Source organism: Erwinia papayae (assembly GCF_058241465.1).
In genome coordinates this window covers 823,074-849,419 of record NZ_JBZCHT010000009.1, presented here as the reverse complement: position 1 = coordinate 849,419, position 26,346 = coordinate 823,074, and the positions used below count along the sequence as shown (strand labels likewise).

Below are 26,346 nucleotides of genomic sequence, written 5' to 3'. Positions count from 1 at the left end.
TTGATGTCCCGGTCTAACCCGATTCTGGCGGCTTCTGCACAAAGCACTGAAGCCTACCAGCAAGCCATTGCTCAGACCAGCGAAGCGGTGGTGCAGTGGTTGCAACAACCTGAGATGTATCAGGGCAAATCCGTTGCTGAACTGCGTGAGCGTATCCGGCTTGATTTCACCCCGCAGGGCCTGGGCAACCAGGCCGCCATCGGGCGCGCCGTCGAATATTTTTTAAAAGACAGCCTCTCAGTACACCATCCGCAATGCGTGGCGCACCTGCACTGCCCAAGCCTGGTGATTAGCCAGGCGGCGGAAGTACTGATTAATGCCACCAACCAGAGCATGGACTCCTGGGATCAAAGCCCGTCAGCGACCATTATTGAAATGAAGCTGATTGAATGGCTGCGTACCCAGGTGGGTTACCAGGCGGGTGACGCCGGAGTGTTCACCAGCGGTGGCACTCAGAGTAACCTGATGGGCCTGATGCTGGCGCGTGATGCCTTCTTTGCCCGTCAGGGGCACTCCGTTCAGCAGGATGGATTGCCAGGCGACCTGAAAAAAATCCGCGTGATGTGCTCTGAAAATGCCCACTTCTCAGTGCAAAAAAATATGGCGCTGATGGGCCTCGGCTATCAGTCAGTGACGCTGGTGAAAACGGACAGCTGTGCCCGCATGGATGTCAACGATCTGGCGGAGAAAGTGGCTCAGGCGCAGGCGCGTGGCGAACAGATCCTCGCCATCGTTGCGACCGCCGGGACCACCGACGCGGGCGCTATCGATCCGCTGCGCGAAATTGCGGCACTGGCTGCAAAACACCATATCTGGCTGCACGTTGACGCCGCCTGGGGCGGCGCACTGTTGCTGTCAGAACAGTACCGCCACTATCTGGACGGTATCGAGCTGGTGGACTCCATTACGCTGGACTTCCATAAGCAGTTCTTTCAGACCATCAGCTGCGGTGCTTTTCTGTTAAAAGAAGCCCGTCACTATGAGCTGATGCGCTATCAGGCTGCCTATCTGAATTCAGAATTTGATGAAGCGCATGGCGTGCCTAATCTGGTGTCCAAATCGCTGCAAACCACCCGCCGTTTCGACGCACTGAAACTGTGGATGGGACTGGAGGCGCTGGGTCAGAAACAGTACGCAGAGATTATCGATCACGGTGTCAGCCTGGCACAACAGGTTGCCGAGTATGTCTCTGCCCACTCTGTCCTGCAACTGGTGATGCAGCCGCAGCTGGCCAGCGTATTGTTCCGCTATGCTCCGGCACAGCTGACCGCCAGCGGCGAGGCTGCCGTTGCCATGCTGAATCAGAGAATCGGTGATGCGCTGTTGGATTCCGGCAAGGCGAACGTTGGCGTGACCGAGCACAACGGCATCACCTGCCTTAAGCTGACCCTGCTGAACCCCACGGTTACCCTGGACGACATTAAAGTGTTGCTTTCACTGGTTGAAAGTACCGCCGCACAGCTTCCGTAAGCGTGATATCTCTGCCTCATTGTTAACAAAAAAGCCGGTTCTCAACCGGCTTTTTTGTTTCAGCTTCTCTTGAATTTTTTGCCATAAAATAATGCTGCCCGGTTATGCACCGGCCAGTTTTGAATATATTTATTTTAATAATCTGGCCCGACAGTTTTTACCTTTAATTTTAACCCGCTGTAAGTGCCTTATTGCCTGACTGGCGCTGCTGGCATCAACAGCCACGAAAGCATGCGCTGCTGTAACAGAAATTTTTCCGATCGATTCGGCGTTTAACCCTGCCTCGCCGGTCAGAGCACCAAGAATATCGCCAGGCCGAATTTTTGCTTTCTTACCACCATCAATCATCAACGTTATCATTTCCGCTAACAGCGACTGAGGCCTGGTGGATTTCAGGGAGCCGGTATCATTCCATACCACTTTTTGTTGCAGAAAATCTTCCAGCGCAACCGCACGAACCATTTCATCAGGTGCGACGAAGCTGACTGCCACCCCTTTTTCCCCCGCGCGTGCGGTTCTGCCGATGCGGTGCAGGTGCACTTCTGGATCGAATGAGAGTTGATAATTCACCACCATCGCCAACATTTTCACATCCAGTCCACGGGCAGCGACATCCGTGGCCACCAGAACGCGACAACTGCCGTTGGCAAAACGAACCAATACCTGATCACGTTCACGCTGTTCAAGGTCGCCATGCAGCGCAAGTGCGCTTATCTGCCGACTTTCGAGGGTACGCGCAATATCGTCACATTCGCGTCTGGTATTACAGAAAACCACGCAGGATGAGGGCTGTCTTAAACTTAACAAGCCCGTAAGGGCGCTGAGCTTCTCTGTCGCATTGACTTCGTAGAACAGCTGCTCAATATCTGATAAATCCGGTGCCACATCGATTTCTACAATCTGAGGATCACGCTGAATACGTTGACTGATTTGCTTAATATCATGAGGCCAGGTGGCAGAAAACAGCAGCGTCTGGCGGTTAACCGGACAGTGCTCGATCAGCGTATCGATTTCCTCGCGAAAGCCCATTTCAAGCATCCGGTCGGCTTCGTCCAGTACCAGCGTTTTCATTTGCGTCAGTTTCAGTGTTGAACGCTTAAGGTGATCAACAATACGTCCTGGCGTGCCCACCACAATGTGCGGAGCGTGTAACAGAGAGTCACGCTGTGCAGCCGCGGGTTGACCTCCACAAAGAGTAAGAATTTTTATATTGGCAGTGAAACGAGCCAGACGACGCAATGATTCCGCAACCTGCTCAGCCAGCTCCCTGGTCGGGCAGATGACCAGCGCCTGTGTTGAATAGTTTGTCGCATCAATTTGTTGCATGACCCCCAGGCCAAAAGCTACCGTTTTGCCACTGCCGGTTTTGGCCTGGGCACGGACATCCTCCCCCGCCAGTATTGCGGGTAAGGACGCGGCCTGAACAGGGGTCATAAGGTGGTAACCCAGTTCATGCAGGTTGGCGATTTGACTGGCGGGAAGTGAAGTCAGGTTGGCGAATGCGGTCACAAATTACTCTCTGATAGAACCAAAAATGATTCCCGCGATTTTAGCAGATAATCTTTGCAGGTCGCTATCACAGGATCAATGTGATAGCGCGGAAGCAGACAACATCGTCAGTGGTTAACAGATATACGTTTTATTTATCACCCTTCCCATCGACAATTTATGTCACTCCTGACTGCAACGGTATCGCAACTTAACAGTGCCGGGTATATCTTCTTGAATTTCAGTTTCAGAAAAGAGTATTTTACGCGACATTTTAATTTCAGGTTATACACTTTTATACAGAACAGCTCCCATATAATACCCTGCACCAAGTCCGACAATCATGCCATATTTCTCTTTGCGCCCCCCTCCTCTTCATAAGAGGCAACAAAGACTCTGTCTTCCTGATGTTCGGCACAATGTTTAGCAGCTGAATTAATCGAAAAAAATAGCTGAAGCGCAACCCATGAAAAGATACTCTTCCGGCGGTGTTTTGAGGGGGAGTAATTCTAATTCAGAACAAAGCTGGCTGGAAATTGTTGGAATGAAATTCTTATGAGAACTCATGTTATATGACAAAGAGATGAAATCAGCATGGCCCCCTTCAAACAGACCATTATAAAGTAATGAAAGCCATTCAACAGGTGTTTCGCCGTTAAGAACACGCTTGCGTGGAAATTCAGCAAGATCAATTGATATATATCTGTTATCAATGCCTGTATATGCTGAAAACCTACGGGCTAATTTTTTAAGAGACTTTTCTTTATAAAGAATATTCATTACCTTGCTTGTGCTATTTTTTTTGGTAGGTGCATTGAACTTTCAACTATATATGCGTTACCCATGATGAACACCAGGGGGTAATAGTAGTGTAGTCATTTTTCAGATCCTCCCATCCTGCAAACCGCCTGTTGGCTATCTGAAATCAGCAGGATGGGTAATACTAGTATGACGCCTGTTTTTTATCATCAGGCGATTAATAAATCCCCCGAACAATGTCTGGCCGACGTTATTCAGTAATCATATAAATAAATCCATGGCTCTCCCCAGGGGACGAAATGCAGATCGGGTGGCATATTAACGGAGTAGAAATTGTGCCGATAAACTTTACGCTTCCAGCTAACCTGCTCGCCATGAGTTGAATAAATTTTTTGACTCTGCCAAACAGGAAAAGGTGCATCCGGCACGACAGGAACCACATCCGGAACAGGATGGATTGGATCCGGAGTCAAATCCGGAATGTTGTAATCATATAAGTAGATCCAGGGTTGGCCCCAGGGGCAGAATTTACATCGGGCGGCATGTTTACTGAATAAAAGTTCTGTCGATAGACCTTTCCTTTATATAAAACCAGCTCTCCATACGTTGAACAGACCTTCTGACTGTTCCACGCAGGGACCGATGCCTCATCCGGTACACTTCAGTAAGTAACAATAACTGGGTCAACTACCGTTACGGCAGAACAGTCAGCGAATATTATTATCAAGGTGAGAAGAACAGAAAAAACGTATGTTGTTTATCAGAATGTGCAAACTTTGAATCAAATTATTTATGATAATCAGGGTTCATTTCAGGATGCATAGCATTTAGCGGTAATATTTTATATCTTGATGAAGCGGGCAAAAAGCCCGCTTGCCAGCAAATAAAGCCTGCAATTAAATGATGTTTGTCACATCGATAAACTGTGATGAATTAATATTGCTGGAAGATATGGTGGCTTCAGTAAAGGCATATTTCTCTCTTTCACCAGAGCGATCGAGTGGTAACTGAGCAAAATCGAACAGATTTTTATCAGCAAGCTGGCTCGGTATAACGTTTTGCAGAGATTTAAACACTCTCTCAACCCGACCTGGTTCACTTTTATCCCAACCGGTAAGCATGGCTTTTATCGTCTGACGTTGCAGATTTTCCTGCGAACCACAAAGATTGCAGGGAATAATGGGAAAGTTTTTATATTCGGCATAGCGAATCAAATCTTTTTCCCGGCAATAAGCCAGCGGTCTGATTACCACATTACGTTCATCGTCGGAACGAAGTTTCGGGGGCATAGCCTTCATTTTCGCCCCGTGAAACATGTTGAGAAACAGAGTTTCAACGATGTCATCCATGTGATGACCTAGCGCAATTTTGGTTGCACCAATTTTCTCCGCAAAGGAGTACAACGTGCCTCTGCGCAAACGTGAACATAATCCACAGGTCGTCTTACCTTCAGGCACTTTTTCTTTTACGACGGAGTAAGTATCTTTGTCGACAATATAATAAGGAATGTTAAGCGTGTTAAGCCATTCCGGTAAGATGTGCTCAGGAAAACCAGGCTGCTTTTGGTCCAGATTCACCGCGATCACTTCAAAATTAACTGGCGCTGCTTTTTGCAGGTTTAACAGGATATCCAGCATAGCAAATGAGTCTTTACCCCCACTCATGCAGGCCATCACTACATCACCTTCTTCAATCATGTTGTAATCAGTGATGGCATTACCAACATTCCTTCGCAGCCTTTTCTGAAGCTTATTAAACTCAAGTGTCTCTTTTCTGGTGTCTTCTTGTATCATCATTTTCGCTTTCAAAAACCGCGCAGGCAGCCTGTCTGTTGAGGAATTGCCGCAATTATACGTTTTTTCCAATAAGGTTGGAACCAGCCTAATCGTGATGGGGTAAACCAGGCTGACATAAAGCCAGCTTGCAACAGTCAGCGAAACGGGGGGGATCGAGAATGGGGTCCGGGTCGACGGGGGGTGGATCGGGCATTGGCTGAGGGGATGGGATTGGCCCGGGAACGGGCGGTGGATCCACGGGTATAGGTTCTGATGCCAATGGCTTGTCAGTTATCATGACTGAGTGCATGCTTTTCTCCTCCCATAGGTGAGTTTTAAGCATAGGTGCGACTCTTCTGGCTGGCAAACAGGCAAAAAAAAGCCGGTATTAACCGGCTTGTGCGAATCAAATGTGCTATGCAGTAATTCAAAAAAGGAAGTAAGACAATATGGAGCGCAACGCCCATCGCTTGACGTTGCATTCACCTGCGGAAAAGAGTTTGCCTCAGCTGTGCTGGCATTTTATTGATGCTGATCAGCATAAAGGTCCCTTTATATCGCACGGTAAGATATTACTCACAACCATTTACGTCGCCGCAACCACCAGGCAACGCCCAGTACTAAGCACATCAGCAGTAAACAGAACGCGCCAAATCCATAGCGCCAGCCACCGCCGGGAATCCCGCCCAGATTAACGCCAAACAGTCCGGTGAGAAAGGTGGTGGGCAGAAAGACCATCGCCAGAAGTGACATGGTATAGATGCGACGGTTCATCGCCTCTGCCATTACCGAGCTGATTTCATCCGCCAGCACTGCCGTTCTGGCTACGCTGGCATCCAAATCGTCAAGCCCCCTCCCCAGTCTGTCAGCAATATCCTGCATTCTGCGGCGATCGTCATCGTTCATCCACGGTAGTCTTTCGCTGGCAATACGTGAAAAGACATCACGCTGAGGAGCCATGTAGCGGCGCATGATGATCAGTTGCTTGCGGATTAGCGCCAGCTCACCTCGGGGTGGAACACGTTGGTCCACTACGGCATCTTCCAGCTCAATAATATTGTCATGGAGTTGCTCAATGAATTCACTGGTATGATCGGTCAGCGCATCGCAGACATCAACCAGCCAGCTGCCGCCATTGGTGGGCCCGTTACCATTTTGCAGATCGGTCAGCACTTCATCGATAGCAAAAACTTTTCTCTGACGGGTTGAAACAATCAGTCTGTCATTGATAAATACCCGGATCACCACCAGTTGGTCCGGACGTGATTCGCTGTTCAGGTTGACACTCCGCAAAGTGATCATCGTGCCATCTCCCAGACGATTCACCCGCGGGCGCATACTGTCGCCTGCCAACGCATCCCTGACCGCATCAGGGATTAACGGAGTGGATGTCAACCAGTCAGCGCTTTCACGGTGGGTATAGTTCAGATGTAACCAGCAAGGCTTATCACAATGAATGACGTCCTTATCATCAATGGGAATTAAGCCCCCTTTACCGTCCAGCTGGCAGGAAATTATGGCATCTGATACCTGTAAAGCTTTACCTTCAATGACGTCCACGGCAACTCCGCGCTCTGATTAATCAACATGATACAGTCTAACCTGAGCCACGAGCCTTGCAAAACAACCGCAGCCGGCTTATCCGTTAAAAAAAGTGTCATTGTGCAACTAAAATTCGATCCTGTTCACGTAACTGAATTTGCTGCCCCTCGCTGCCTTGTTATTTATCTGTTGTTGCTGAACTATTTTGCAGACATATCAGGGGCGTTACTTGCCCGACAGGAAACCCGAATCATTTGTTTTTCTTTGGTCGCATGAGAGCAAGTCAATTGGATTTTTGGTCGGTATCAGATTTTGAGCAAATACAAAGGAGTGTACAGGATGAAATATCAACAACTTGCCAGAGAGATCATTGCCGGAGCAGGAGGCAGAGAAAACATTTCTTCAGTGGTGCATTGTGCTACCCGACTGCGGTTTAAGCTTAAATCTCATCAGAAAGCTGATGGTGCCGGAATGCAGAAGAATCCCGCCATTCTTGCCGTTGTTGAAAGCGGTGGCCAGCTTCAGGTTGTTATCGGAAATCACGTCAGCGAAGTCTATCAGGCAGTGATCAGTGAAGGTGCCTTCGAAGAAAAGGAACAGGGGCCAGAGGATAAAGCCACAAAGAGCACAGGATTATTTGCCCGCTTTATTGATATTGTCTCGGGCATTTTCACCCCATTTATTGGGGTAATGGCCGCATCCGGTATCCTGAAAGGTCTGCTGGCTATCTCACTGGCTGTTGGTCTGTTACAGGAACGCAGCGGCACCTATAAAATCTTTTTTGTTGCCAGTGATGCGCTGTTCTGGTTTCTTCCGGTCGTTCTGGGCTACAGCGCCGGAAAAAAGTTTGGCGGCAACCCTTTCGTCTGCATGACCATTGGCGCTGCGTTGATCCATCCGATAATGCTGGAAGCCTTTGAACAGGCACAAACGGCCGGGCTGTCAGCAGATTTCCTCGGTATCCCGCTGGTGCTGATCAATTATTCTGCATCAGTGATCCCGGTCATTCTCGCAGCCTGGGTTTCCTGCCTGATCGAACGAGGAGTAAACCTCAGGCTACCCAGCGCTGTGCGCAATTTTACCACCCCTTTAATTTGTCTTATCGTGGTTGTACCGCTCAGTTTTCTGGTCATTGGACCGGTCGCCACCTGGCTCAGCCATCAGTTGGCCAGTGGGTATATCTGGATTTATGCCCTCAGTCCACCGGTCGCCGGGCTGCTTCTGGGCAGCTTTTGGCAGGTCTTTGTCATTTTCGGACTACACTGGGGTCTGGTTCCTCTGATGCTGAATAATCTCAGTGTTACCGGCCATGATTCGATGTTACCCCTGTTAGTGGCGGCCGTGCTTGGTCAGACCGGAGCCACGCTTGGTGTGCTGCTCCGGACTTGCGATATGAAAATGAAAGGTATCGCCGCATCGGCTTTTGCTGCCTGTTGGTTTGGTATTACGGAACCGGCGGTCTACGGCGTCACCCTGCCCAATCGACGTCCATTTATTTTGGGCTGTGTTGGCGGCGCGCTCGGTGCTGCAATTACGGGTTATTACCAGGCAAATGTTTATTCCTTTGGCATGGCTAATATTTTTACCCTGCTTCAGACCATTCCAGGCACCGGAATCGATGCATCGGTGATCGCTGCTTTTTGCGGATCGCTGCTGGCTTTTTCTTTCGCCACCTTTACAACCTGGCTATATGGTTTGCCTCGCGATGAAAGCACGAACGATGAGACTCCTTCATCTTAGTCAGCAACGGAATTTTATAAAAACGGGCTGAAAAACGACTTCAGTCCGGATGGCTTTGATACATCCGGCCCACAATCAGATATCTGTCAGCCAGCTCGTCAGCATCACTTGCAGAGCTGTATTGCAGGTTGGTTCATTACAGGTTACGAGCCACGCTGTGTGGTGGTGCAACGCGTATTCTCCAACTGTTTTAGCTGAGCCATTCGCTGGTCTGCATGTTTACGGGCCTGGCTTTTCGCCACCCCGTTCCCGATGCCAAAGTCGCCGATAAAGCCAAGTACTGTCAGACCGTCAAACTGTCCGGTTTTGTCGATCTCTGCCTCTACCTGTTGTTGGCTGATTATTGCTTGTTTAACGCCGTTACAGTCCAGTTGCGTAGCCTCTACCGAACTGACAGGTTGCGAAGCTGGATACTGTTTCAGTGCACAACCACTCAGCAGAAATACCAGATTAAAAACAAAGAATTTCACCACAAGGCACCTGGTCTGGAAATCGAAAGATAACAAAACAATAACAAAATGACGCGAGAGCGTCATTATCTGCTGCGGGCTGAAACTTCTGTTAGTTACAAAACATCACGAAGCAGACGCAACTTCGCCTGCCCCGTGAACATTAATGACTCAGGATATACAGCGTGCGACTGTAAGCCACATCTTCCGGATTAGTGACAGGGTAACCTTTAACCCACGGTTTGATCAGGCGCCCATTGGTAAACTGATACAGCGGGGCAACCGGTGCCTTATCAGCAATGATTTGCTCAGCACGATTGTAATCATCATTACGAATGGTGGGGCTGGTTTCCCTGCTGGCTTTTTCAAGCAACGCATCATAGTTATCGTCTTTAAACCGTGAAATGTTGCCACTGTGGCTGGAGGTTAACAGACTGAGGAAGGTGGAAGGCTCGTTATAATCAGCAATCCATGAGGCGCGAATCACATCGAAGTTACCGCTGTTACGGCTGTCAATGTAGGTCTTCCACTCCTGATTCTGTAGCCTGACGGTCACACCCAGGTTCTTCTTCCACATTGACGCCACGGCAATAGCAATTTTCTGGTTATTCTCTGAGCTGTTATAAAGCAGTGTCAGATTAAGTGGATGCGTTGGACCATACCCTGCCGCCGCCAGTAGCGTCCGGGCCTGAACATTCAGCTCTTCCTGGCTGTGCTGTTGCAAAAAGTCAGGTTTAGCTTTGAAACCCGCTGTGGCATCCGGCGTAAAATGCCAGGCCGGTTTTTCGCCCGTTCCCAGTACTTTTTCCGCAATAATTTTTCTGTCAATACTCCACGAGAGCGCCTGGCGAACCCGCACATCTTCTGCCGTCGGACCTTTCACCGTGTTAAAGGCAAAATAGTAGGTGCCCAGTTGATCAGGAGTGTAAACCTGATCCGGGATCTGTTTTTTTAGCAGGCTGTACATGTTTTTCGGGAAAGACTCCGTGATATCAATGTCCCCTGCGCGGTAACGTTTGGTCGCGCTGGATTCTTCACTGATGGGCACGAAGGTGACCTTATTAAGAACGCTGTGTGCGTTATCCCAGTAGTGTTCATTACGCACCAGAACCAGTTTTTCATTAATCACGCGTTGCTGCAATTTATAGGCACCGTTGCCCACCAGGTTGCCCGGCAGGGTCCAGTCATTGCCGTATTTTTCAATAACCTTCTGTGGCACTGGATAGAGGCTGAAATTAGCTGTCAGGCTGATAAAGTAAGGAACGGGCCTGTCCAGCGTCACTTTCAGTCGATAGTTGTCCAGTGCGCTGATGCCAAGTTTATCTGCGGTCATTTCCCCTTTAGTAATGGCTGTTGCATTTTCAATCCCTGCCAGCCCGGCGAACCAGGCGAAAGTCGAGCCAACTTTAGGATCCACCAGGCGACGCCAGCTCCACACAAAATCCTCTGCCGTTACCGGCTCACCATCTGACCAGCGAGCATCTTTACGCAGCGTAAAGATCCAGGTTTTGTTATCGCTTGTCTGCCACTGAGTGGCTACGGCAGGGATGATATTTCCAGCTGCATCCTGACTGGTCAGTCCTTCAAACAGATCGCGAATAACCGGAATTTCCGGTAAACCCACAGCTTTGGCCGGATCGAGTGAAGCCGGTTCATCTTTAATGTGGCGAACAATTTCCTGACGTGCGGCCAGTTTGGTTCCTGGCGGAACATCGGCGGCAAACACTGTGGTAGTGGCAACCATAAACAGCGCAGCCAGCGTAAAACGTGAATTGATCATCGGCAGTCCTTAACCTGTTATTGGCGGGATGGATTTAGAGCGAAATCTTAAAGCAAATCATTGAAAATTATTATTCATTTTTAATTTCAGACGGGCAATTATCACAATTGCTGATTCTAATCACAGCGGGTGACAAACGGTAAAGCTTGAGATGGCCTCAGTCTCAGGCGTCACTAATCGTCAGATGCCGGGCTGGCTGACACTGACACCAGATAAATCATGATCCGTAAAGCGAAAGGAGCCTGGCGTACTGGAAACAGACTGTTTTTATTTCAGGGTGTCTTTTGCAACCATTTTCCATTAAGTCCACGCACATATTCCCCCGGCGCTGCCCGTTCGACCAGTTTTTGTCCAGCTATTCGTGCGACCTCTACCGTGCTCATATTATTTTTTTCCGCCAGCACCCGGTACTGCTGCTCACGTCCCTGATTGATTTTTGATACCAGTTCCAACGTCTCGCTGTCCTGCTTTAATGGGGCAATATAGCCCGATAATGTTTCACCCGCCCGCCCCTGCTTTCTTGCCTCATCCAGGGTCAAAGCCATCAGAGGCGGTGAAATCAACAGCAAAACCGATAACAGAACCTGTAGTTTCTTCATCCGGCACCTCTTTCAGAACAGGCCATTCTGGTTTTTTAGCAACGCTTCAACATCTTTATCTACCTTGATGTGAATTTCATGTTCGATTTTCACATTCATATTGATAGTAATTGGTTCCTTTGGCGCTGCCACTTCAATGCGCGGTATACAACCGCTGAGCAACCAGATTGTGCCTGGTAATAACAGGCTAATGCATCTCATTTTTGTTTTCCTTCTGAGTTGGCAGGGAAGCATTCTGCTCCACCCAAGATTGCAAATTATCGCCAAAGCGCAGGCTACGCCAGAGCTGGAACAGGTTTTCCTGCTGCGTGTAATTAAGTGAAACACGCTGATTTTTATCACTGAAACGACTGGTGCCGTTGACCTGAGCTTTTAAGGTCAGTTGACCAATATTGTCAATATTCAGGGTTGCATAGCTTCGTGAAATTTCCATATAGCGTAACCAGTCGGTTGCTGCACCGGCTGCGATGTTATTCGCTGAGACAGCATCAGCAAAATCTTTGTCCAGCCGCACGGTGAGAGGACCGCTGTTTGCAATCCATCCCTCTTTCACCAGCCAGTGTGAATCGTCCAGCCACAGCGGCAAGGCAGCATTGATATGACCGGACATCGCAATCTGTTTTGGTCGGATGGCGGTGATTAGCTCACTCATACTGATATTTTTCAGCCGCAACGTGGCGGCTTCTGTTTGTGGCATTTGCAGGCTTTCCATGCGCATTTTTCCACCCAGTACATCCACTCCAACATTACTGAGACGCAGAGGATGACTTTTGCTCCACGGATACCAGCCTTGCAAATCAGCCGTAATGTTCTGCAATGCAAACTGATTTTTAACCTCTTTGATGCGCAACGACACCGGTCCCCTGGCACCGAAATACCATTGATTATTCCTGAATCGAAAAGGTAAAGAGAAATCGGCACCATTAATTTCGTTGTCCGGCATAAGCATGCTGCCATCTGCTACCACCCAATGTCCTCCGGCTGCCAATCCCTGCCCGCTGGCCGCCGAAAAAGCCATCTGTGCTTTCAATGTTCCACCCTGGATCTTCATTTTCAGATCGTCACTGAGCAGTGGTTGAAAAACGGTTAGCGGCTGTTGCGGCCACCATGCCTGACCGCGCAAACGCTGACCATCCCAACGCCCGTACAGTCGCACTGGCCCGATGGGGCTGGCCTGCAATGTTCCTTGCAATAAAAAGGAACCGGGATCGCGTCCATTCAGCGCCAGGCGCAATATCGCCGGAGGCAGATGCCCTCCACTGCTGAACGTCGTTTGCTGCGCATTAAGTTTCAGCTTTCCGCTGAAGGATGGCGCAGAAGTATCGCGCTGCCATCGCAGCGGGGTCTCCAGCGTAAGACGGGGAGCATGTACATTGACACTGTCGTAACTGATCTGATTGAAGCCGGTTGAGAGTGACTCCAGCTCGATCAATTTGTCCTGCCAGCGTCCCCGGCCATTTACATCCCATTCAGCCCTGAAAGAAGACAGCACACCATCCCCCCAGTAACGCCACTGCCATCGCCCTTGATCGGGCCAGAAATTATCGGCGCGGCCATCCAGATGCACGCGAAACTGACCGGTGTCAGGATCATGTGCGGTCAGAATTGCTTGTAAACGCCCGTCAATGCCAGAGGAGGAAACCTTAAGGCCGGAAAGAGGCCAGCGCGCTTCATCTACTTCAAGCGTGGAGAGTAGCTTTCCTCGCATTCGTAACAGTGCGCCGGGTTTGAGTATCATTTCGGGTGCGGATAACGATCCCTGCACTTCCCCCGGAATGGCAGCAAAAAAGAGCATCTGTTCCATTTTGCTGTCACCGGTCAGCCTGAACGGTAACTGACTCTGTTCCCAGTCCAGATGACCCGGCCCCAGGGTCAGCACCACGTTGCCTTTACCGCCTTTTCCCTGTGTCAGCGCGTTCAGACGCCCGGTAATCTCGGTTGATGACAGCCCCTGTTGCCAGTTTTTCAACGCAAAATTAATCCCACCGGAGAGCGGCTGACTGGCATATGACCAGTGCCACTCCCCTTGCTGCACGCTGATTTCCAGCGGAGATATCTGCCAGGGCAGTCTGAACAAAAGCGTTTTTGTATCTTCGGCCATGATCCTGACCTCCCCCTTATCCTGCTGCCAGTTTAGTGTGGCAAGCAGAGGATGCGGAACGCTATCGGTTGTCAGGTTAGCGTGGATAGCACCGGCATCAGGCAGCGCGTCAGGAATAGCTGGCAGGGTTACGCTTCCGCCCACTCTCACTGGCTGTGGCAGACCCTGCGCATTGACCACCAGAGAAGAGATATCGAGACGCTGACCATGGAGTGTGGCCGCCAGATGAATATTTTTTCCCTGATAATCAATGCTCTGCTTTTCAGGTTGCAGATCGAGTTGTAGAGAGCCCGCCCAGTTTTGCCAGGGCGTGACCGTCAGTTGACTGACTGAAACCTGTGCAGAGGGGAGCAGAGACTGCCACTCAGCCACCGATTTTGGGGCCGTTGGCTGACTGTTCTGCGGCAACTGACTGAAGCAATTGCTGTTGACATCTACGTTACCGGCAGCTAACTGCCAGCGGCCATTTGCCCTTTTTAATGACAGACCCTCCACGGCAGCCAGTTGACAGTCACCGACGCGATAACTGATTGCGGGCAACCACCCCCCCCCGTCACGCCAGGAAAAATTGCTTTCCAGTCGGATGGTGGTGTTAACAGGTAACCAGAGCCCCGCAAGACGGGGTAACCAGTGGACAGCAGTCAGCCACAGGCTTGCGCCAGCTAACAGCAGTATCGTTATTATCGCAGTGAACAGCCTCCAGCTGCGGGTCATGACAGTTGTTCCGTATAGTCCGTAAAAGTCACAGGGCTGAATGATGTCATGTTATCTGCCCGGCGAGAAGCATTGTGAAAAGTTTCCATGTCGGGATGCCTGGTTATGTAAAGCAGGGTCGCCGCAGAATACGAATTGTTGTTATTATCCTGTCAGTCTTTTTTATCTTCAGGACATCAGGAGAGATAATGAAAATCGCGGTATACAGTACCAAGCAGTACGACAGGAAATATCTCGAACAGGTAAATGCTACCCCTGACCATGAACTGGAATTTTTCGATTTTCTGCTGACTGAAAAAACCGCCAAAACCGCTTCCGGCTGTGAGGCAGTGTGCATCTTCGTCAATGATGATGGCAGGCGTAGCGTGCTGGAAGAACTGGCCGGACTGGGCGTTCGCTTCGTGGCACTACGCTGCGCAGGATTCAATAACGTCGATCTTGATGCGGCAAAAGAGCTGGGTATCAAAGTTGTCCGCGTTCCTGCTTATTCACCGGAAGCGGTGGCGGAACATGCTGTAGGTATGATGATGACGCTTAACCGACGTATTCATCGTGCGTATCAGCGCACCAGAGACGCCAATTTCTCTCTCGAAGGATTAATTGGTTTTAATATGCATGGCCGTACTGCCGGCGTTATCGGCACCGGCAAAATTGGTATTGCCACTTTGCGGATCCTGAAAGGATTCGGTATGCGTCTGCTGGCTTCAGACCCTTACCCTAATCCTCAGGTTCTGGAGCTGGGTGCCGAATACGTTGATTTACAAACCCTGTTTCGCGAGTCTGATGTTATTTCGTTGCACTGTCCGCTGACAGCAGAAAATAATCATCTGCTCAATATGTCAGCTTTCCAACAAATGAAAAATGGCGTAATGATTATTAACACCAGTCGCGGCGGGCTGATAGATTCTCAGGCTGCTATTGATGCGCTGAAAATGCAGAAAATCGGGTCGCTGGGTATGGATGTTTATGAAAACGAACGTGACCTGTTCTTTGAAGATAAATCTAATGACGTGATCCAGGATGATGTATTCCGTCGCCTTTCTGCCTGCCACAATGTGCTGTTTACCGGACATCAGGCTTTTCTGACTGCTGAGGCACTGACCAGTATTGCGCAAACTACACTGGAAAATCTGACAATGCTAAACAACAATCAGCATTGTCCCAATGAACTGACCGTCTAAGATAATTTTCGCAGGCCGGTTTAACCGGCCTTACCTCAGTCCTTAACGTATGCAGCTGCCACTGACCAGGGCATTTTCTCCACAGCGGCGACCATTGGCCAGCTGACACATGCCAACCGAACTGCCATCCAGCTGCCGGGACAGCGCCAGCGTGCCTCCGGCATTGCTGCAAACCTGCTCTGCCATGCCGGACATCTCGACGCGTGGCGAGACATGTGCAGCAGTGGCCTGTTGAGGAGGATCGTCATCACCATGACCACTACATCCGGTGAGTAATAATGTCGTGACGACGATGAGAAAGGTTGCAGCTTTCATTCAAAAAACTCCATTTGCGGTGGGCAGGCAGTTTGCCAGCATAATCCACGTTTTCGGGCAGGTCGAGTTGTGAGATAAATATTTTTGAAATAAAAAGAAACCCGATGACAATAGCCTGCGCCGCTGATTACTTTAACCAAAAATAATGATCAGAAATCATCACGGTAAATAAAACAATCTGACCTGAACAGCGTGAAATCGCGGCAACGAAAATAAAATTTTTTACTTCTTCAGGGCTGGCCCGTCGTCGTTCTCTGTAAGGTCGCGGAAAATATGGCATGATGTTCTACTGATTCGATAACGGCAGTTGTGTCAGTCGTTATCACCTTTTCAGGGCTGGATTATGTCCTGTTTGTCAGCGTAATTAAGGAGTGGATCATGACCGAAAAAAACGTCTGTATCGTGGCAAAGTTCGTCGCCATTGCCGGTAAAGCCGATGAACTGAAGAAAGTGCTGAATGCAGGGGTGAAACCCGCCCGATCTGAAGCAGGTTGTCTGCATTACGATTTGTACCGCAGTGTCGAGGATGGCAATGTTTTTCTGTTTCATGAAACATGGAAAAATGCTGCTGCCGTCGATTTTCACGGAAATCAGCCTCATTTTAAAACGCTGATGGCTGAAGCAGGATCACTACTGGCACAGCCGCCTGAGGTAACTAAAATGTAGCAACGAGTAAGGCCAGATTACCTGGCCTTGCAAATGTCTGAACCGGGCGTAGCTGAATCGCATGGTCTGTATTCACTTCGCTTTCATCCCCCCGCGAGGCGAACTTTCATCCCTTTTGACTCCAGCAGGCTTTTCAGCAAGTCACGTTTATCGCCCTGAATTTCGATAACGCCATTTTTAACTGAACCGCCACAGCCGCATTTTTTCTTCAATTCCGCCGCCAGCTTATCCAGTTCGGCATCAGAAAGATCCAGCCCCGTCACAAGGCACACGCCCTTACCTTTTCTGCCACTGGTCTGACGTTGAAGACGAACAATTCCATCGCCTTTTTCTCTTTGTACCGCTGGCGCAGATTCGGTAATTCGCCCTGTTTCCGTAGAGTAAACCAGCCGACTGTTGTTATCGGTCATTGCGCCCCCTGCAAAGATGTCAGAATGTCAGCCAGCGCGACGGCGGGATCGGCAGCCTGAGTAATTGGACGTCCAATTACCATATAGTCCACGCCAGCCTCTTTAGCTTCCTGCGGAGTCATAATCCGGCGCTGATCACCTGCTTCGCTGCCCTTTGGGCGAATACCGGGTGTGACCAGACGAAAATCTGTTCCCAGCGTGCGCCTGAATCGTGCTGCTTCTTGTGCCGAGCAAACAACCCCGTCAAGTCCACACTGATGGCTGAGACTGGCGAGACGTTGAGCGTGATCGCCGGGTGTGGCATCAATCCCAATTCCTCTGAGATCTTCGGCATCCATACTGGTCAGTACCGTCACTGCTATCAACAGCGGAGCATCGTTGCCAAACGGCATCAGAGCTTCGCGTGCAGCATCCATCATTCTGGCTCCCCCGCTGGCATGGACATTCACCATCCAGACACCCAGTTCGGCAGCGGCGGCAATCGCATGCGCAGTGGTGTTGGGAATGTCATGAAATTTCAGATCGAGAAACAGGTCAAAACCACGCTGCTGTAAATCCTTTACCAACTGTGGTCCAAAAAGGGTAAACATCTCTTTACCCACTTTCAGACGGCAACTACGCGGATCAATTCTGTCTACGAAAGCCATAGCCTGGTCGCGGTCGGCATAATCAAGTGCAACCAGAATCGGGGAATCGCTTGCCAGCGGTGATTGCATAAGAAGACCCTCTGAAAATAAAGCACCTGGAGGCGCAGAAAATAAACGGCAGGCATTTTACCTGTGGTATCGATAAATTCACAGCCTGACGCACTTTTTCTTTTCTGACAGACGCAAGCGACATTGATGCTTAAGTTATGATTAACCAGAGCATAAATAGTATGTTGTAACTAAAAAATCAGCAAACGTGGCGTTCATCAGCCAGAAATTACTGCCCATCCAGTCCGCGTATCGGTTTAACAGATGACCAGGCACGGCAGGATGGACAATGCCAGTACAGTGCATGTGCAGTAAATCCACATTTATGGCAACGATAGCGAGGCTTGGTACGGATCTGTTCTCCAACCAAATCCCGCAGCACCATCAGGCTCTCTTTTGCTCTGCCGTCTTCCGCATCATTCAGGTGGAAATCGATCAGTCGATGGAAAACACGCATGGTGGGATGTCGTTCAAGTTGACGATTGATATAAAGTTGAGCGACGTCCCCGCCTTCATCACGTTCGATAATATCAGAGAGGTAAAGCTCGGCTACAGCACCCGTATTTTCTTCAACACAACGTCGCAGATAATCGGCCCAGGCCTGAGGCTGCTGCAACTGGTTATAACAACTTTCCAGCATTTCCAACGTTTCGCTGACCAGCTCTTTATCCTGCTCGATCACCCGTTGAAGCAAACCAACGGCTCTGGCGTAATCACCTTTCGCCATAGCAATACGGCCCATCATTATTGAAACACGTGCGCTCTGACGATCGGCACCCTCGCCTTTTTTCAGCAGATTCATGGCACGATCCAGATCGTCACTGCTCATAGCCTGCAATGCCAGCTCGCAATAAAAATGGGCAATTTCCATCCGCTGTTTATCTTTGCCCAGTTTGACCAGCCGTTCAGCCACCTCAATGGCTTTCGGCCAGTCGCTGGTTGCCTGATGAATAAGCAGTAACTGTTGGAGTGCACCGACACGGAAATCTGTTTCATCAACAAGTTGAGAGAACATTTCCTCTGCGCGGTCATAAAAACCTGCCGCCATATAGTCGCGCCCGAGTTGCTGTAAGGCCAGCAGGCGTTGATCATAAGTGAGCGATGCGCTTTCCATCAGCGCCTGATGAATTCGAATCGCACGGTCTACTTCCCCTCTGGATCGAAAAAGATTGCCCAGCGTCAGATGAGCTTCGACCGTGCCGCTGTCTTCTCTGAGCATATCAAGAAACAAATCGACCGCTTTGTCCTGCTGATTGGAGAGCAAAAAGTTCACCCCGGCAACATAATCACGCGACAGCCGACTGGCTTCCTGCTGCTTATCCTGTTGCGCACTTCTGCGCCCCATGTACCAGCCATAGGCTGCGGCAACGGGCAATAACAGAAACAGCAGTTCCAACATGAGAAATTATTCCTTAGCGACAGGTGCAGGTGACGTTGTCAGCGGTTCTTCAGTCTGCGTTATCTGTTGCAGACGTTTTAATTTTCGCTGAGCTGCCGCCAGTGAGACACGAAGTCGCAACCAGAACAGTCCACAAATCGCCCAGCCAAGAATAAAGCCGACGGCGAAAAGCGTTGCAACCAGCGTTGAAACCCGATACTGCCCCTGTGCCAACAGATAATTGAAGGTCACGATTTGATCGTTGTGTGCCCCAAGAGTAATTGAGATGACAAAGATCACTAAAACCAGTAAAAAAATCAGCAAGTATTTCACAGTCCGTCCCGTAGTCTGGTGATAACCAGATGAATTATGCCAAAAAAAACGCCCTGTTGCTTGACTGATACGTTAACGAAATCTGCGCAGTTACAGAACCCTTCTCCACGCAATGATATTGGGGCACAGGTTGATAATCACAATCTAATCGCTTTCACGTTGACGAATTTCATGCTCTTCCACCGGGGGTACGCTTAATGGACCGCACCAGCGCTGAACCAGCCAGGTCGCAACGGTAACCAGCAGCCAGCTGATCAATGTTGAGATAACCAGATCCCGAGGCCAGTGCATACCCAGTACCAGTCGACTTGCCATGACACCCGTAGCCCAGCCAAAAAGTAGCAGCAGAGTCACAACCCGGCGGCGTGGCCAGAGCAGACCAAAGGCCAGCAGTGCCCAACTTGCGGCAAACATCGTATGGCCGGAGGGGAAAGCATAGCCTGTTTCAAATTCCCAGTGAGCTTTCAGCCAGTCCGGCAGACGATTGTCGCTGGCCACAGCCTCATTCACCAGCCTGCTACGCTGCTGACGGGGTTGTTGATAAAACACTTTGTCATCCAGCGCATGAATTTTTTCCAGCCATAACACGTAGGGGCGCGGTTCCTGCACCTGTTCCTTGATAACGTTTTTGGCGTACTGCCCCGCAAGAATCGCCAGAATCATAATTCCCAGTAATAATATCGCTGGCTTCAGTCTGAAGCGCAGGCACCAGACGAACCACACGCAAAGGATCGCACTGGTTACAGCTCCCCACGGACTGGTGACGGTTTCAGTTACCCAAAACAGCCCCCTGTGCCAAATTCCCATATTATCAGGTTGCCACTGCCAGCCAGAAATCCAGACGCCAACAGGCATAATCAGCAGCAATAATGCTCCCAACGTAGTGCGCCTGACTATTTCAAACATAATTTTCCTTTATTGACCGGCGTTTTATTGCCAGTTTTTGCTGACATTATGAGAAAAAATAATAACATAGTGAGCTGAATGATGATAATTGTGCAGTATCACAACAATCGCTCCAACTTGTTAACTGCACTGATACTGATTGTGGCAAAATAGCCACCGTTAATTTTTCAGCCTGCTGAAGATGCCCTGCCATAAGGGCGATGTATTACCTGGTGTATCTGGAGAGTCACATGCAGCTTAAACGGGTGGCAGAAGCCAATCTGCCCACGCCATGGGGAGATTTCCTGATGGTTGGATTTGAAGAACTGGCAACTGGCCATGACCATGTCGCGCTGGTTTATGGTGATATCAGTAACGGCGAAGCTGTGCTCGCCCGCGTACATTCAGAGTGTCTGACCGGTGATGCCCTGTTCAGCCTGCGCTGTGACTGCGGCTTTCAGCTGGAAGCCGCGCTGAATCATATCGCAGAAGAAGGTCGCGGCGTGTTGCTCTACCATCGCCAGGAGGGACGTAATATCGGCCTGCTGAATAAGATTCGCGCTTACGCGTTGCAGGACAAGGGATATGACACGGTTGAAGCGAACCATCAGTTAGGTTTTGCAGCTGATGAGCGCGATTTCACCCTTTGTGCTGATATGTTCCGTTTACTTGGCGTTAACGAAGTAAGGCTGCTGACTAACAATCCCCGAAAAGTTGAGATACTCAGTGAAGCCGGTATCAACATCGTCAGCCGGGTACCGCTGATTGTCGGGCGTAATCCGGAGAATGCGCATTATCTGGATACCAAGGCTGCTAAAATGGGACACCTGCTTTCTTGAGTATCGCGGCATTACACGCAATAAAATCTGTTCTGTCAGCCTGTAAAGCTGGCATCTTAAAGAGTGAGCAGGCGGCACAAGCGAAAGTGTTGTGCCACCTGCCCGGTGAACTCAGTTCAGCATGTTGCGAATGACATAATGCAGAATGCCGTCATGTTGATAGTAAGTAAGCTCATTACCGGTATCGATGCGGCAGCGCGTTTTCAGCACGGTGACCTCACCATTTTGCGCGGTGACCGTGACTTTGACCTCCCCACCGGGTTGCAATTGCGCCAGATCCTGCACATCAATCTGCTCATCCCCCGTCAGGCTCAGCGTTTTGCGCGTCACACCTTCGGGAAACTCCAGAGGCAGGATCCCCATACCAATCAGGTTTGAACGATGAATACGCTCAAAAGATTCGGCAATCACCACCCTGACGCCAAGCAGGCGAGGCCCTTTTGCAGCCCAGTCACGACTGGAGCCTGAACCATATTCTTTCCCGGCGATCACCGCCAGCGGCGTTGAGTGCTGACGATATCGCATAGCGGCATCAAAAATCGCCAGCTGCTCATCTCCCGGAATAAAACGTGTCATTCCTCCTTCCACCCCAGGGACCATTTCATTGCGGATGCGGATATTGGCAAAGGTACCCCGCATCATCACTTCATGATTCCCCCGTCGCGAACCGTAAGAGTTAAAATCACTCTCACGGACGCCATTGCCGACTAAATAGCGACCCGCCGGGCTGTCGGCTTTGATGCTGCCTGCAGGAGAAATGTGGTCAGTGGTAACTGAATCTCCCAGCATCGCCAGGATCCGTGCGCCTCTGATATCGTTGACGGGTTTCGGTTCTTTGCTCATGTCATCAAAGAATGGCGATAACCTGATATAGGTTGAATTATCGTCCCAGGAATACGTGACATCGTCACTTACAACGATTTGTTGCCACTCGGGTGTGCCTTCAAATACTGCGGCATACTGCTGATGAAACATGCTGGTAGACACCATCTCCAGCGCTGCGGCAATTTCCGTCTGCGAAGGCCAGATATCTTTCAACCATACCGGATTGCCGCTTTTATCATTGCCAACAGGATCTTCACGCAGATTAATTTTCATATTACCTGCCAGCGCATAAGCTACCACCAGCGGCGGTGAGGCGAGCCAGTTTGTTCTAACCAAAGGATGGATACGACCTTCAAAATTACGGTTACCTGAGAGTACAGCGCCAACGGTGAGATCGCCTTCTTTAATGGCGCGCTCCACCTCATCAGGCAGTGGTCCCGAATTACCAATACAGGTCGTGCAGCCATATCCCACCAGATTAAAACCAAGCTGGTCGAGGCTGAATGTCAGATTCGCTTTTGCCAGATAGTCAGAAACAACTTTAGACCCCGGAGCCAGAGAGGCTTTAACCCATGGCTGGCGCTGTAAACCTCGTTCAACAGCCTTTTTCGCCAGCAGCCCGGCGGCCATCATCACTCCCGGATTGGAGGTGTTAGTACATGAAGTGATAGCGGAAATCACCACCGCGCCCTCTTCGAGAGTGTGGCTGAGGCCAGTCTGACTGTCGGTGTAGCTTACAGACTGGAGATGTTCATGTGTGCGATTCACCTCAAGACTGTTGCCGGCACTGAAAGCTGTCGGAACATCCGCCAGTAAAACACGGTCCTGTGGACGTTTTGGCCCGGCGAGGCTTGCCTCAACCTCACCCATATCTAAAGCCAGTGAACTGGTGAAAACCGGTTCGTCACCAGCCTTGCGCCAAAGCCCCTGCGCTTTGGTATAAGCTTCCACCAGCGCGACCTGCTCAGCAGATCGCCCGGTGATCGTCATATAATCCAGGGTGACAGCATCGACCGGAAAAAATCCACAGGTGGCACCGTACTCCGGAGCCATATTAGCAATGGTGGCACGGTCAGCCAGCGGCAGCTGGTCCAGACCATCGCCATAAAATTCAACAAATTTTCCCACCACACCATGCTTACGCAGCATTTGTGTTACGGTCAGAACCAGATCGGTAGCGGTAATTCCCGGTTTTAACTTACCGGTCAGTTTAAATCCCACCACATCGGGGATAAGCATTGAAACCGGCTGTCCAAGCATTGCCGCTTCAGCTTCGATACCACCCACTCCCCAGCCTAATACCCCCAGCGCATTGATCATAGTGGTGTGAGAATCGGTGCCAACCAGGGTATCCGGCCACGCAAAGTCTTTACCATTAATTTTTTCATGCCATACCGCCTGGCCGAGATATTCCAGGTTCACCTGATGGCAAATTCCGGTTCCTGGCGGCACGACACGAAATTTATCAAAGGCTTTCTGTCCCCAACGGAGGAATACATAGCGTTCATGGTTGCGTTCCATTTCCAGCCCAACATTTTCTGCAAATGCCTGCCCGTCTCCAAAATGATCAACTGTTACCGAATGATCAATTACCAGGTCAACGGAAGAGAGTGGATTCACCCTCGCCACATCCCCCCCCCAGACGTCTGACGGCCTCACGCATGGCGGCCAGGTCGACGACGGCGGGAACACCTGTAAAGTCCTGCATCAGCACCCGGGCAGGACGATACGCAATTTCACGATCGGCGTGTGCATGTTTGAGCCATCCCGCCAGCGCAATAATATCCTGCTCACTGACAGAAACTTCGTCATGCCAGCGAAGTAAATTTTCCAGCAAAACTTTCAGAGATTTTGGCAGACGGGAGAGGTCACCCAGAAACTTTTCAGCTTCGGCCAGGCTGAAATAATGATAATTCCGGCCCTGCACATCCAGCAGTGCACTGACCTTTTGATGCAGACTGGACGTCATGGCTTTCTCCTTTGTTAATATCCAGATAACCTGAGTAACTACATGGTTTGATCTAAAGATAGTACAGATTCAATTTAACGAACTGATAACAAAGTCAACAAACACTGATTACCGCGCACGTTATAGCAACAATCAGGCGTTTATCCGCGCCAGCGTCCTCTCTTCAGTTCAGGCTTAACAAAAATGATTACAAGTCAGCTTTCAGAAAATGATTTATCAGCAATAAAAAAACGCCCCTCGCGATAACGATGGGGCGTTTTTAAGGAATTCTTGTTGTTTAAATATGCATGTTTGACGCATCGGTATTGCCATAATCAAGCTGACATGCAACTCAAAACAAAAAAGAGTTAGCCACTTGCTTAAATTTGCCTTAATTCCGACTCAGGCCACAAAAAAGGTTCACTGTTAACCGGAAAACAGCATCAACATAAAACTGTCAACGCCAGTAACGTTTGTTAAATGAAATTAAAAATGGTGTTAAGTGCGTAAAGCAGTCAGGGAATGCCTGAACTTGTAATTTTAATGGCTGGCCGCGCGCCAGAAATTTGACTTTATTATTTGCTTTTATTATCGGACATTGAATCAATAAAACTGCGCTGAAGCTCGCTCAGGCCCCATGACTCGGGAATTTTCACGGCTTCAGCATCTTTACTTTTACAAAAACGCTGTTTCACTTTGGTTTGCTGTTGCTGCTTACGATTGAATGTCTCCAGATGCATCTTTATCCCCAGAAGTGCCAGACCATCATTGCGACGGCCAGCCAGAATAGTGCTGAACCAGCGAAAACAGCCATCCACGCTTTGCGTTTGAGGTTAGTATTACGCTGAACCGGTACGGTTTCATGCCCGAAGCTGGGCTCTACTGATAGTCTGGTAGTCATAGTTATCGATAATCACTCTCATTAAAACGATTGATCAAGCCAATCAGAAATTAGGATGAATCCTAAACATTTTGTGGAACGAAATCCAGTCATTTTTATTGAACTAAACGATTAACAACCTTTATCAAAAGAGTAAAATTCTATTAGCTGTCTTTAATCAAACTGAGGATAGTTTATTAATCCTTAAAGCAAATAAGCACAGCGAAAGACTTTCATAGTTCCATTTATAACTGTAGTTATCTTTTCTCATCACTGACAGTAAGCTCCTCTTACGAATTGTAAATCAGAGTGTAAGAATAGTCCTGGCCGCCTGCAAAGCAATAAACCGAAAAATGTGTACCATTTCTCATTTAATAAAAAACAAAGAAAAAACATGTGATACATGTTTCATTCACAAAAAAATAATAAATGAGATTGATTGATACGGATAAGAACAGATCCAGCAATAAGGCAGAGAAGCCTGGCAGCCCCCTGTATAACCACATTTAATGAAAGGATATCTATTTGGCCGGTAGCTTGATGTCTTTAAACATCGCTTCGATGTCTTCATTTGAACGCAGCGCTACGGCAGTATCGACCACATCTCTGGTAAGATGGGGGGCAAAGCGCTGTATGAAGTCATACATATAACTGCGCAAAAAAGTACTACGGCGAAAACCAATTTTGGTGGTGCTATAGCTGAATACATCAGTCGCTTCAATTCTCACCAGATCGGGGTCGGAAAGCGGATCGACAGCCATGCTGGCTATCACACCAACGCCCAAACCGAGGCGTACATAGGTTTTAATGACGTCGGCATCGGTGGCGGTAAACACAATTCGTGGGGTCAGACCGGCACGATTAAACGCCGTATCCAGCTCTGAACGACCAGTGAAACCAAAGGTATAAGTCACTAACGGATACTCTGCCAGCTCCTCAATAGAGACCTTCGCTTTATCAGCCAGTGGATGATCGGGTGTAACCACAATTGCCCGATTCCAGTGATAGCAGGGCAGCATAATCAAATCGTCGTAAAGATGAAGGGCCTCAGTTGCAATAGCAAAGTCGGCGTTGCCTTTGGAGACAGCCTCCGCAATTTGTGTTGGTGAGCCCTGATGCATATGCAAGGAAACACGAGGATAACGCTCAATAAATCCTTTGATAACCCCTGGCAAAGCGTAACGGGCCTGCGTATGAGTGGTGGCAACATAGAGAGAACCTTTGTCTGGCCAGGTATGCTCACCCGCCACTGATTTAATCGCATCAACCTTGGAGAGAACTTCTCGGGCTATGCGAATAATTTCCTGTCCGGCCGGAGTGACCTGAGTCAGGTGCTTACCACTTCGCGCGAAAATCTGTATACCCAGCTCATCTTCCAGCATGCGTACCTGCTTACTGATTCCGGGTTGAGAGGTGTAGAGCCCTTCGGCCGTCGACGAGACGTTGAGGTTATGATTAACCACCTCAACGATGTAACGCAGCTGCTGCAATTTCATGTTGATTCCATCCAGGGGTTATAAGCCGCGCACCCGTAACCCAGTGCTGTCATATCGTTCACAGCCATGGTTTGCAGG

The 26,346-nt window shown here is 49.5% G+C and carries 23 protein-coding genes and 2 pseudogenes; 5 read left to right on the top strand and 20 right to left on the bottom strand.

The window, feature by feature from the left end; all coding sequences use genetic code 11:
- Positions 1–3: 3 nt before the first annotated feature.
- Entirely contained in the window at positions 4–1,470 is a 1,467-nt protein-coding gene (locus AC3RPL_RS08725; RefSeq protein ID WP_490739678.1) for a pyridoxal phosphate-dependent decarboxylase family protein, read from the top strand.
- Between the two features lie 129 nt (positions 1,471–1,599).
- On the opposite strand, the gene dbpA is transcribed toward AC3RPL_RS08725, so the two are convergent.
- From dbpA to zntB, 5 genes are all read right to left on the bottom strand, one after another.
- Complete coding sequence (gene dbpA / locus AC3RPL_RS08720) at positions 1,600–2,979, bottom strand: ATP-dependent RNA helicase DbpA (protein WP_490739677.1); 1,380 nt, start codon at positions 2,977–2,979, stop codon at positions 1,600–1,602.
- Between the two features lie 414 nt (positions 2,980–3,393).
- Positions 3,394–3,738 (bottom strand): hypothetical protein, encoded by a 345-nt coding sequence (locus tag AC3RPL_RS08715; RefSeq protein WP_490739676.1) that lies wholly within the window; start codon positions 3,736–3,738, stop codon positions 3,394–3,396.
- Positions 3,739–4,613: 875 nt separating this feature from the next.
- The gene (gene ttcA / locus AC3RPL_RS08710) at positions 4,614–5,510 is read right to left on the bottom strand and encodes a tRNA 2-thiocytidine(32) synthetase TtcA (protein WP_490740659.1); all 897 of its coding nucleotides are present in this window, start codon (positions 5,508–5,510) and stop codon (positions 4,614–4,616) included.
- A gap of 88 nt (positions 5,511–5,598) precedes the next feature.
- Positions 5,599–5,790, bottom strand: coding sequence for a proline-rich small protein YnaL (ynaL, locus tag AC3RPL_RS08705; RefSeq protein WP_490740658.1), 192 nt, complete (start codon positions 5,788–5,790; stop codon positions 5,599–5,601).
- Between the two features lie 278 nt (positions 5,791–6,068).
- A complete protein-coding gene (gene zntB, locus AC3RPL_RS08700; protein WP_490739675.1) occupies positions 6,069–7,052 on the bottom strand; it encodes a zinc transporter ZntB in 984 nt (327 codons plus the stop codon).
- 321 nt (positions 7,053–7,373) lie between these two features.
- On the opposite strand from zntB, the pseudogene AC3RPL_RS08695 reads away from it, so the two are divergent.
- Positions 7,374–8,756, top strand: a pseudogene (locus AC3RPL_RS08695) (PTS transporter subunit EIIC); the annotation flags it as partial.
- A 161-nt stretch (positions 8,757–8,917) separates the two neighbouring features.
- On the opposite strand, the gene AC3RPL_RS08690 reads toward AC3RPL_RS08695, so the two are convergent.
- The 5 genes from AC3RPL_RS08690 to AC3RPL_RS08670 form a co-directional block, all read right to left on the bottom strand.
- A complete protein-coding gene (locus AC3RPL_RS08690; RefSeq protein ID WP_420842939.1) occupies positions 8,918–9,244 on the bottom strand; it encodes a hypothetical protein in 327 nt (108 codons plus the stop codon).
- 142 nt (positions 9,245–9,386) lie between these two features.
- Positions 9,387–11,003 carry a peptide ABC transporter substrate-binding protein gene (locus AC3RPL_RS08685; RefSeq protein ID WP_490739674.1) on the bottom strand — a complete coding sequence of 539 codons (1,617 nt, stop codon included), beginning with the start codon at positions 11,001–11,003 and terminating at the stop codon, positions 9,387–9,389.
- 272 nt (positions 11,004–11,275) lie between these two features.
- Positions 11,276–11,602, bottom strand: coding sequence for a YdbL family probable chaperone protein (locus tag AC3RPL_RS08680; RefSeq protein ID WP_490739673.1), 327 nt, complete (start codon positions 11,600–11,602; stop codon positions 11,276–11,278).
- Positions 11,603–11,614: 12 nt separating this feature from the next.
- Positions 11,615–11,803, bottom strand: coding sequence for a YnbE family lipoprotein (locus AC3RPL_RS08675; RefSeq protein WP_034933009.1), 189 nt, complete (start codon positions 11,801–11,803; stop codon positions 11,615–11,617).
- Complete coding sequence (locus tag AC3RPL_RS08670; protein ID WP_490739672.1) at positions 11,790–14,417, bottom strand: YdbH family protein; 2,628 nt, start codon at positions 14,415–14,417, stop codon at positions 11,790–11,792. Before AC3RPL_RS08670 ends, AC3RPL_RS08675 begins: the two co-directional genes overlap by 14 nt.
- Before the next feature lie 188 nt (positions 14,418–14,605).
- On the opposite strand from AC3RPL_RS08670, the gene AC3RPL_RS08665 reads away from it, so the two are divergent.
- Positions 14,606–15,598, top strand: a complete 993-nt coding sequence (locus AC3RPL_RS08665; protein WP_490739671.1) for a 2-hydroxyacid dehydrogenase — start codon at positions 14,606–14,608, stop codon at positions 15,596–15,598.
- A gap of 42 nt (positions 15,599–15,640) precedes the next feature.
- Here AC3RPL_RS08665 and AC3RPL_RS08660 read toward each other — a convergent pair whose 3' ends face one another.
- On the bottom strand, positions 15,641–15,913 hold the full coding sequence (locus AC3RPL_RS08660) for a putative hemolysin (RefSeq protein ID WP_490739670.1): 273 nt from the start codon (positions 15,911–15,913) through the stop codon (positions 15,641–15,643).
- A gap of 378 nt (positions 15,914–16,291) precedes the next feature.
- On the opposite strand from AC3RPL_RS08660, the gene AC3RPL_RS08655 reads away from it, so the two are divergent.
- Complete coding sequence (locus AC3RPL_RS08655) at positions 16,292–16,579, top strand: putative quinol monooxygenase (protein WP_490739669.1); 288 nt, start codon at positions 16,292–16,294, stop codon at positions 16,577–16,579.
- A gap of 83 nt (positions 16,580–16,662) precedes the next feature.
- Here the strand turns inward: AC3RPL_RS08655 and yciH are convergent, their stop codons facing one another.
- The 5 genes from yciH to pgpB form a co-directional block, all read right to left on the bottom strand.
- Complete coding sequence (gene yciH, locus AC3RPL_RS08650) at positions 16,663–16,989, bottom strand: stress response translation initiation inhibitor YciH (RefSeq protein WP_490739668.1); 327 nt, start codon at positions 16,987–16,989, stop codon at positions 16,663–16,665.
- Complete coding sequence (gene pyrF, locus AC3RPL_RS08645) at positions 16,986–17,705, bottom strand: orotidine-5'-phosphate decarboxylase (RefSeq protein WP_034933025.1); 720 nt, start codon at positions 17,703–17,705, stop codon at positions 16,986–16,988. The genes yciH and pyrF overlap by 4 nt, the downstream gene beginning before the upstream one ends.
- 208 nt (positions 17,706–17,913) lie before the next feature.
- On the bottom strand, positions 17,914–19,083 hold the full coding sequence (lapB, locus tag AC3RPL_RS08640) for a lipopolysaccharide assembly protein LapB (RefSeq protein ID WP_490739667.1): 1,170 nt from the start codon (positions 19,081–19,083) through the stop codon (positions 17,914–17,916).
- A gap of 6 nt (positions 19,084–19,089) precedes the next feature.
- Complete coding sequence (locus tag AC3RPL_RS08635) at positions 19,090–19,395, bottom strand: LapA family protein (protein WP_490739666.1); 306 nt, start codon at positions 19,393–19,395, stop codon at positions 19,090–19,092.
- A 144-nt stretch (positions 19,396–19,539) separates the two neighbouring features.
- Positions 19,540–20,301: a phosphatidylglycerophosphatase B gene (pgpB, locus tag AC3RPL_RS08630; protein ID WP_490739665.1), complete on the bottom strand. Its 762-nt coding sequence runs from the start codon at positions 20,299–20,301 to the stop codon at positions 19,540–19,542.
- Between the two features lie 230 nt (positions 20,302–20,531).
- Between pgpB and ribA the strand changes: the two genes are divergently transcribed.
- Positions 20,532–21,119 (top strand): GTP cyclohydrolase II, encoded by a 588-nt coding sequence (gene ribA, locus AC3RPL_RS08625; RefSeq protein WP_034933037.1) that lies wholly within the window; start codon positions 20,532–20,534, stop codon positions 21,117–21,119.
- Positions 21,120–21,230: 111 nt separating this feature from the next.
- Here the strand turns inward: ribA and acnA are convergent.
- From acnA to cysB, 4 genes and pseudogenes are all read right to left on the bottom strand, one after another.
- Positions 21,231–23,913 (bottom strand): annotated as a pseudogene (acnA, locus tag AC3RPL_RS08620) (aconitate hydratase AcnA).
- Between the two features lie 554 nt (positions 23,914–24,467).
- Positions 24,468–24,710 (bottom strand): YciX family protein, encoded by a 243-nt coding sequence (locus AC3RPL_RS08615; RefSeq protein WP_034933044.1) that lies wholly within the window; start codon positions 24,708–24,710, stop codon positions 24,468–24,470.
- Complete coding sequence (locus AC3RPL_RS08610) at positions 24,635–24,793, bottom strand: YmiA family putative membrane protein (protein WP_071994952.1); 159 nt, start codon at positions 24,791–24,793, stop codon at positions 24,635–24,637. The genes AC3RPL_RS08615 and AC3RPL_RS08610 overlap by 76 nt, the downstream gene beginning before the upstream one ends.
- A gap of 500 nt (positions 24,794–25,293) precedes the next feature.
- Positions 25,294–26,268: an HTH-type transcriptional regulator CysB gene (cysB, locus tag AC3RPL_RS08605; RefSeq protein WP_490739664.1), complete on the bottom strand. Its 975-nt coding sequence runs from the start codon at positions 26,266–26,268 to the stop codon at positions 25,294–25,296.
- Positions 26,269–26,346: the final 78 nt, after the last annotated feature.